Consider the following 8,315-nt stretch of genomic DNA (forward strand, 5'->3'; position numbering starts at 1 on the left):
GGCACCACGTGTATGTCAGGCCACCGGAGCCGCCGAATGCGCCGCCGGGGCCACAGGGGCCACGGAGGCCGTCGGGTCCGGCACGATCGTCGTGCCGGATCCGGCGCCGCCGACCAGTCCGTGGAGCAGGGCGTGCGGCGCACGCCCGTCGAGGACCCGGGCAACCCCCACCCCGCCCCGCACGGCCCGCAGACACGCCTCCATCTTCGGCCCCATCCCGCCGGCCAGGCCGGGCAGCGCCCGCTCCAGTTCCGCCGCCCCGATCCGGTCGACGACCCGCTCGCTCGCGGGCCAGTCGGCGTACAGGCCGGGCACATCGGTGAGGACGACGAGGACCCGCGTCCCCAGCGCGGCGGCCAGCGCCCCGGCCGCCGTGTCCGCGTTGACGTTGTAGACCTGCCCGTCCTCGCCCCGGCCCACGGAGGAGACCACCGGGATGTGGCCGCCCTCCAGCAGGAGTCGTACGACGGCGGTGTCGACCCGTGCCACGTCCCCGACCAGGCCGATGTCGACGCTCTCACCGGCCACTTTGGCATAGCGCTTGACCGCGGTGAGGGTGTGGCCGTCCTCGCCGCTGAGCCCCACCGCGTGCGGCCCGTGCTCGTTCAGCAGTCCGACCAGGTCCTTCTGGACCTTGCCGGACAGCACCATTCGTACGACCTCCATGGTCTCGGGGGTGGTGACCCTCAGCCCGTTGAGGAAGTCGGACTTGAGCCCGAGCCGGTCGAGGTGGGCGGCGATCTGCGGGCCACCGCCGTGCACCACGACGGGCCGGACGCCCGCCCGGTACAGGGTGAGGACGTCCTGCGCGAAGGCCCGCCGGAGCGTGTCGTCGGTCATCGCGTGACCGCCGTACTTGACGACGACCGTGTGCCCGCGCAGGGGTTCGAGCGCCGCGAGCCGGTCGGCGGGGCCGCCGACGGACGCGGCGACCTCGGTCACCGCGTCCGCCACGATCCCGTCCGCCACCGCTGTACCAGCCACCGCCACGTCGCTCACGGGCGACCCGTGAGATAGCCGCCCATCGTGCGGAAGTAGTCCGTCGCCGCGTGCTCCGCGCCGTCCTCGGTGCGGACCCGCTTGACGACCAGCCCGCGCAGCCGCCCGTTCCTCGCCTCCGTACCGGCGACGATGACGACGCCGTCGCCCTCGCGGATGAAGATGCGGCCAGGAGTCCCGCCGTAACGGCCTTCCGAGACCGCGGACTCGACGATCCGGATCCGCTGCCCGCGGTGGTGGGTGAACGCGTTCGGGTACGGGTCGCACTGGGCCCGCACCAGCCGCTCGATGTCCTCGGCTGGCCACGTCCAGTCGATCCGGCTGTCCTCAAGGGACCGCTTGTGGAAGAAGCTGGCCCGGCTGCGGTCCTGCGGTATCCACTGCGCGCGGCCCGAGGCGATCAGGTCGAGCGATTCGTTCACGACCGGGCCGATCAGGTCGACCGTGCGGTGGAACAGGTCGGCGACGGTGTCGGCCGCCCCGACCGGCACCGCGCGCTGCAGGAGCACGTCACCGGCGTCGAGTTCGGCGTTCATCCGGTGCGCGGTGACTCCGACCTCCCGCTCGCCGTTGATGAGGGCCCAGATCAGCGGGGAGAAGCCCGCGTAGGCCGGCAGCAGCGAGTCGTGGATGTTGAGCGTGCCGTGGGGCGGCAGGTCGAAGACCTCCGGGGGCAGCACGGTGCGCCAGTTGTTGGCGACGATCAGGTCCGGCTCCGCGTCCTTGAGTGCGGCGAGGAGTTCGGGGTCGTCGGGCCGGTTGCGCAGCAGCACCGGTACGCCGTGCTTCTCGGCCAGATCGGCCACCGAGTCGTCCCAGATCTTCTCGTAGACGTGGTCGCTCTTGGGGTGGGTCACGGCCAGGACCACCTCGTGGTCGGAGTCCAACAGAGCCTGGAGGGTGCGATGCCCCCAGGTCTGGTAGCCGAACATGACGACCCGCATAGTCGATCCTCTCCTAGGACACACCATTGCAAGGTAAGGCTAACCTTATTTAACATCAGTGGCGCCTAGGGGAAGGAAAAGTTGCGGTGAACGCACTGCACGACGAACCGGACGCCGTCCTTGACGTGCTCGGTATAGGGTTTGGGCCGTCAAATCTCGCACTGGCCATTGCGGTTGAGGAACACAACGCCCAAGCCGCTCCGGAGAACCGGATCCGCGCGGGATTCCTGGAGCGTCAGCCGTCGTTCGGCTGGCACCGGGGCATGCTCATCGAAGACGCCACGATGCAGGTGTCCTTTCTCAAGGACCTGGTCACCATGCGCAACCCGACCAGCGACTTCAGCTTCCTGTGTTTCCTGCGGGAGCGGGGCAGGATGGTGGACTTCCTCAACGCCAAGACGCTGTTCCCCCTGCGGATCGAGTTCCACGAGTACTTCGAGTGGGCAGCCGCCCGGGTGGCGCACCTCGTCGACTACTCGGACGAGGTCGTCTCCGTGGACCCGGTGACCGGCCCCGACGGGGAGGTCCGCTGGCTGGACGTCGTCAGCCGCGTACCCGGCGAGCCGGGCCGGACCATCACCCGGCGGGCCCGGAACATCTCGGTGGCCGTCGGCCTGGAGCCGCATCTGCCCCCGGAGACGGCCCTGTCGGACCGCATCTGGCACAACAGCGAACTCGTGCCGCGCGTAAGGGAGCTGAACGCCTCCGGTGACGGCGGCTCGGTGGGCCGCGTCCTGGTGCTCGGCGCGGGCCAGAGCGGCGCCGAGGCGCTCGACTACCTGCACCGCTCCTTCCCCGAGGCGGAGATCTGCGCGATCTTCGCCAAGTACGGGTACACGCCCGCCGACGACAGCCCGTTCGCCAACCGGATCTTCGACCCGGAGGCCGTGGACGTCTACTTCCGGTCCACGCCGGAGGTGAAACAGTCCCTGGTCGACTACCACCGCAGCACCAACTACTCGGTGGTCGACATGGACCTCATCGAGTCGCTGTACGCGACGATGTACCGCGAGAAGGTCCAGGGCCGCGAGCGGCTGCAACTGCGCAACGTCTCCCGCATCCGGGACGTCCGCAGCCTCGACGACCATCTGGAGGTCACCGTCGAGTACCTCCCCACCGGGGAGCGGGAGGTGATCTCCGCGGACCTGCTGGTCCACGCGACGGGCTACCGCCCCAGAGACCTCGACACCCTGCTGGGCAGAACCGCGAAACTCTGCCTGCGCGACGACAAGGACGCCGTGCGCGTCGGCCGCGACCACCGGGTCGAGCTGACGCCCGATGTCACGGCGGGCATCTATCTGCAGGGCGCGACCGAGCACACGCACGGCCTCACCTCGACCCTGCTGTCCACCACGGCGGTACGGTCCGGCGAGATCCTGGAGTCCCTGATCGCCCACCGTGCGGCCGACTTGGCGGTTCCGGCGGCCTGAGCGGCCCGCCCCGTGCGGGTGTGACACCACTCCACACCCGCGCAGGGCTCCCGCCCTGGGCAGTGCCATGGTCAGCAACTTAGAGTAGCCTCACCTAAGTTTTCTTCGTCCGATCCCGGAGGGGTTGCGGGTGAGTCCTACATATCCGTCAGGACGCGACGTCCTGCGGGAGTCGGTCAGGGAGCAACGCCGGGACGTCGGTCTCGGCGCACTGCTCGCCTCCGGACACCAGGTCGGCGAAGCCCTGGTCCCGGTACTGATCGGCGTGGTGATCGACCGGGCCGTCACCGGCTCCGACACCGGCGCCCTCCTCCTGTGGCTCGGCGTCCTCGCCGTGGTCTACGTCGGGCTGGCCCTGTCCTTCCGCTTCGGCGCGTGGGCGGGCGACCGGTCCGCGGTCCGGGCCGAGCACTCCCTGCGCATCGCCCTCGTACGACGCGTCCTGCATCCCGGCGGCGGCGCCGAGGACGGCCGGCTGCCCGGTGCGCTCGCCAACATCGCGACCGAGGACGCCAAGCGGGTCGGCGGCGTCAACACGGCCGTCATGTACGGGATCGCGTCCCTGGCCGGCATCCTCACCTGCGCCGTCGTCCTGCTGCGTACGTCGGTCCTGCTCGGCCTGGTCGTCCTGCTCGGCACACCCGTGCTGCTGTGGCTCGGACATCTGCTGAGCAAGCCCCTGGAGACCCGCAGCGAGGCCGAGCAGGAGCGCGCGGCACACGCCTCCGCCGTCGCCGCCGACCTGGTGGCGGGCCTCAGGATCCTCAAGGGCATCGGCGGCGAGTCGGCGGCCATCGACCGTTACCGCACCACCAGCCGCGACTCCCTGGCGGCCACGCTCAAGGCGGCCCGCGCACAGGCCTTCCAGAGCGGCATGGTGCTCTCCCTGACCGGCTGTCTGATCGCCCTCGTGGCGCTGGTCGGCGGACGGCTGGCCGCGGAAGGCAGCATCAGCCTGGGCCAGTTGGTGTCGGCGGTCGGGCTCGCGCTCTTCCTCGTCGGCCCCCTCGAAGTGCTCGCCTGGGTCAACGCCGAACTCGCCCAGGGCCGCGCCTCGGCCGGCCGGGTCGGAGAGGTCCTGGCCACCCCGCACGGCGTCACCGCAGGTGAGCTGAGCCTGCCGTCGGAGGTGCGCGGCGCACTGCGGCTGGCCGGCGTCAGCCACGGCGGACTGCGCGAGGTGGACCTCGACATCGCGCCCGGTGAACTGCTCGGCGTGGTCGCCACCGACCCCGCCCACGCGACCGACCTGCTGCGCTGCCTGGCGCGGCGGGCGGACCCCGACGCGGGCACGGTGGAACTGGACGGCGTGTCCCTGCGGGACCTGGATCCGGCCGAGATGCGTACGGCGCTGCTGGTCGCCGAGCACGACGCGGACCTCTTCGAAGGCACCGTCCGCGACAACGTGACGGCCTCCGCACCCGCGTCCGGCGACCCGGAACCCGCCATGACCGCGGCCGGAGTCGCCCAGGTCGCGCAGACCCTGCCCGACGGCGAGGACACCGCGGTCAGCGAACGCGGCCGCTCGCTCTCCGGCGGACAGCGCCAACGGGTCGCGCTGGCCCGCGCGTTGGCAGCCGACCGTGCCGTCCTGGTGGTCCACGATCCGACCACCGCGGTCGACGCCGTGACGGAGGCGGGTATCGCGACCGGTCTGCGCGAGGTCCGCAAGGGCCGCACCACGGTCCTGGTGACCACCAGCCCCGCACTGCTCGCCGTGACCGACCGGGTGGTGCTGCTCGACGGCGGCCGGGTCGCCGACACGGCCCCGCACGCCGATCTGATAGCCCGTCATGAGACCTACCGAGCGGCGGTTCTGGCATGAGTGACACCACCGCCGGACTGGACGAACCCAGCACCACGGGACAGCAGTTGCCGCCCGCCCCGGGCCGGGAGCTGCTGCCCACCGCGACCCAGGCCCGTACGCGCGCCGCCGTACGCGAACTCGTGCGGCCGCACCGCCGGCTGGCCCTCGGCGGGTTCGCCATGATGGTCGTGGCCACCGCGGTCGGCCTGCTGGTCCAGCCGCTGCTCGGCCGCATCGTGGACCTGGTCGCCGAGCACCGCCCGCCGGGGAGCATCACCCAGCCGGTCGTCCTGCTGGTGCTGGTCGCCCTCGCCCAGGGCGCGGCCACCGTACTGGGCCTGGCCCTGGTGGCACGGCTCGGCGAGACCGTCCTCGCGCAACTGCGCGAGCGGTTCGTGGAGAAGGCCCTGCGGCTGCCCCTGGAGCAGGTGGAGAAGGCGGGAGCGGGCGACCTCACCGCCCGGGTCACCCGGGACGTCTCGGTGGTGGGCGAGGCGGTGCGCTCGGCCCTGCCCGAACTGGCCCGCTCCCTGCTGGCCATCGTGCTGACGCTGGCCGCGATGGCCGCGCTGGACTGGCGGTTCTTCCTCGCGGCCCTCATCGCGGTGCCCGTCCAGGCCTCCACCGCCCGCTGGTACGTACGCAACGCCGTGCCGCTCTACGCCGAGCAGCGGATCGCCACCGGTTCCCAGCAGCAGCAGTTGCTGGACACCATCGCGGGCGCCGGTACCGTACGGGCGTTCCGGCTTGAGGAGGAGCACACCGCGCGGGTGACCCGGCGTTCGTCGGCGGCGGTCGAGCTGACCCTGCGCGGCGTGCGGCTGGTGCTGAACTTCTACAACCGGCTGCACGTGGCGGAGTACGCCGGACTCGCGGCCGTCCTCGTCACCGGGTTCCTGCTGGTGCGCGGCGGGTCGGTGTCCATCGGCACGGCCACGGCCGCCGCGCTCTACTTCCACAGTCTGTTCTCGCCGGTCAACCAGGCGCTCGTCCTCCTCGACGACGCGCAGTCGGCGACCGCCGCGCTCGCCCGCCTGGTCGGAGTCGCCGACCAGCCCTCCCCCGGGCCGCGGCCGGAGCCGGAGCCGGGCGAGCGTCCACGGCCGTCCACCGCGTCCGGGTCGCGGGACACGGGCGCGCACGGCACGGTCACCGTGACGGGCATCGGCCACGCCTACGAACCGGGCCGCCCCGTCCTGCACGACGTGGACCTCACCCTCCGGGCGGGTGAGCGGGTGGCCCTGGTCGGCGTGAGCGGCGCCGGCAAGACCACGCTGGCCAAACTCATCGCGGGCGTGCACCGTCCGACCTCAGGCTCGGTACGCGTGACGACCGGCGACGGCGTGCCCCGCGCGGGCCTGCCCGTCGCGCTGGTCACCCAGGAGACGCACGTCTTCGCCGGACCGCTCGCGGACGACCTCCGGCTCGCCCGGCCCGGCGCCACCGACGACGAACTGCGTACCGCCCTGGCCACGGTGGACGCCCTCGACTGGGCCGGGGCCCTGCCCGACGGCCTGGACACGGTCGTCGGCGACGGCGGACACCGCCTCACCTCCGCCCAGGTCCAGCAACTCGCCCTGGCGCGCCTGGTGCTGGCCGATCCCCCGGTGGCCGTCCTGGACGAGGCCACCGCCGAGGCGGGCAGCACCGGCGCCCGGCTCCTGGAGCAGGCGGCCGACCGGGCGGTCGAGGGCCGTACGGCGCTGATCGTCGCGCACCGCCTCACCCAGGCCGCCACCGCGGACCGGATCGTCGTCATGGACGGCGGCCGGATCGTGGAGAACGGCACCCATGACGAGCTGTGCGCCGCGGCCGGCCCCTACGCCTCCCTGTGGGCGGCGTGGTCGGGCACCCGCGCCACGGCCGACCGGACCCCCACGCACCACCCGAGCCCTCACAGCACCACCAGCCCTGACACCACCACCGTGAAGGACCACTGATGCCCGGCTCTTCCAGAGGCGCACGCCTTGTCGCGACGCTCGCCTCCGCGCTCCTCCTGTTCAGCACCGCGGCGGCCTGCGGCTCCGACGACGACTCCGGCTCCGACGCGGCGGGCGCGGACAAGTCCGCGTCCGCGAACAGCGCCTTCCCGGTGACCCTGGACCACAAATACGGCAGCACGACCGTCAAGTCGGAGCCGAAGCGGATCGTCACGGTCGGGCTGACCGACCAGGACGCCGTACTCGCCCTCGGCAAAGTGCCCGTCGGGACCACCGAGTGGCTCGGCGGCTACAAGGGTGCCATCGGCCCCTGGGCCACCGACAAACTGGGCAGCGGGAAGACCCCGACCGTACTGAAGGACACCGGCACGGGTCCGCAGACGGAGAAGATCGCCGCGCTGAACCCCGATCTGATCCTCGCGGTGTACGGCGGCCTCACGAAGGACCAGTACGCGACCCTGTCGAAGTTCGCCCCGGTCGTGGCGCAGCCCAAGCAGTACAACGACTTCGGTGTGCCGTGGCAGCAGCAGACCGAGATCATCGGCAAGGCGCTCGGGCAGGAGTCCGCGGCGAAGGACCTCGTGAAGGGCGTCGAGTCCGACTTCGCGACCGCCGCCAAGGACAACCCCGAGTTCGCCAAGTCCACGGGCGTGATGGCGACCCCGTACGAGGGCATCTTCGTCTTCGGGAGCCAGGACTCGCGCTCGCGGGTCCTGACCGACCTCGGTTTCACACTGCCGACCGATCTCGACAAGGTCATCGGTGACAAGTTCGGCGCCAACATCAGCAAGGAGCGCACCGACCTGCTGAACACCGACGCCGCCGTCTGGATCGTCGGCGACAGGGCGAAGGACGAGGCCAAGCTCCACAAGAACGCGCTCTACGGCGACCTGGACGTCGTGAAGCAGGGCCGCGAGGTCTTCGTCGAGGAGACCAGCGACTACGGCAACTCCGTGTCCTTCGTGTCGGTGCTGAGCCTGCCCTACATGCTGGAGCGCCTGGTGCCGCAGCTGGCCGCGGCCGTCGACGGCGACACCGCCACGAAGGTGACCGAACCGTCCTCTTGAGAGTGACCTCGCGATTGCCGCGGGGCCCAGCGGACAGAAGGTCCGGGGCCCCGGATCATACCTGGCCCCCGACCACGCTGTGTGTGTCTCGTATACACAAATACCAGCCCACGAGACAATGTGGCCTG

6 protein-coding genes are annotated in these 8,315 nt (G+C 71.6%); 4 read left to right on the forward strand and 2 right to left on the reverse strand.

The genetic code is table 11. The annotated features are described in order from the left end of the window. Positions 1-15: 15 nt before the first annotated feature. Together argB and ACFWGJ_RS38600 are read right to left on the reverse strand one after the other, a co-directional pair. Complete coding sequence (gene argB / locus ACFWGJ_RS38595; protein WP_387333630.1) at positions 16-942, reverse strand: acetylglutamate kinase; 927 nt, start codon at positions 940-942, stop codon at positions 16-18. 53 nt (positions 943-995) lie between these two features. Continuing rightward, complete coding sequence (locus ACFWGJ_RS38600; protein WP_387333625.1) at positions 996-1,943, reverse strand: methionyl-tRNA formyltransferase; 948 nt, start codon at positions 1,941-1,943, stop codon at positions 996-998. A gap of 86 nt (positions 1,944-2,029) precedes the next feature. Here ACFWGJ_RS38600 and ACFWGJ_RS38605 point away from each other — a divergent pair, with 86 nt between their 5' ends. From ACFWGJ_RS38605 to ACFWGJ_RS38620, 4 genes are all read left to right on the forward strand, one after another. Continuing rightward, the gene (locus ACFWGJ_RS38605) at positions 2,030-3,373 is read left to right on the forward strand and encodes a lysine N(6)-hydroxylase/L-ornithine N(5)-oxygenase family protein (protein ID WP_387333626.1); all 1,344 of its coding nucleotides are present in this window, start codon (positions 2,030-2,032) and stop codon (positions 3,371-3,373) included. A gap of 130 nt (positions 3,374-3,503) precedes the next feature. Next, positions 3,504-5,198 (forward strand): ABC transporter ATP-binding protein, encoded by a 1,695-nt coding sequence (locus tag ACFWGJ_RS38610; RefSeq protein WP_387333627.1) that lies wholly within the window; start codon positions 3,504-3,506, stop codon positions 5,196-5,198. Beyond that, positions 5,195-7,120: an ABC transporter ATP-binding protein gene (locus ACFWGJ_RS38615; RefSeq protein ID WP_387333628.1), complete on the forward strand. Its 1,926-nt coding sequence runs from the start codon at positions 5,195-5,197 to the stop codon at positions 7,118-7,120. Before ACFWGJ_RS38610 ends, ACFWGJ_RS38615 begins: the two co-directional genes overlap by 4 nt. Beyond that, positions 7,120-8,187 carry an iron-siderophore ABC transporter substrate-binding protein gene (locus ACFWGJ_RS38620; RefSeq protein ID WP_387333629.1) on the forward strand — a complete coding sequence of 356 codons (1,068 nt, stop codon included), beginning with the start codon at positions 7,120-7,122 and terminating at the stop codon, positions 8,185-8,187. The genes ACFWGJ_RS38615 and ACFWGJ_RS38620 overlap by 1 nt, the downstream gene beginning before the upstream one ends. The last annotated feature ends 128 nt before the right edge of the window (positions 8,188-8,315 follow it).

This window comes from Streptomyces sp. NPDC060205 (genome assembly GCF_042728395.1).
In the GTDB taxonomy this organism is placed as follows: domain Bacteria; phylum Actinomycetota; class Actinomycetes; order Streptomycetales; family Streptomycetaceae; genus Streptomyces.

Coding starts and splice junctions, on each gene's coding strand:
- ACFWGJ_RS38600 (WP_387333625.1), bottom strand. CDS start 1,943: ATGCGGGTCGTCATGTTCGGCTACCAGACCTGGGGGCATCGCACCCTC.
- ACFWGJ_RS38615 (WP_387333628.1), top strand. CDS start 5,195: ATGAGTGACACCACCGCCGGACTGGACGAACCCAGCACCACGGGACAG.
- ACFWGJ_RS38620 (WP_387333629.1), top strand. CDS start 7,120: ATGCCCGGCTCTTCCAGAGGCGCACGCCTTGTCGCGACGCTCGCCTCC.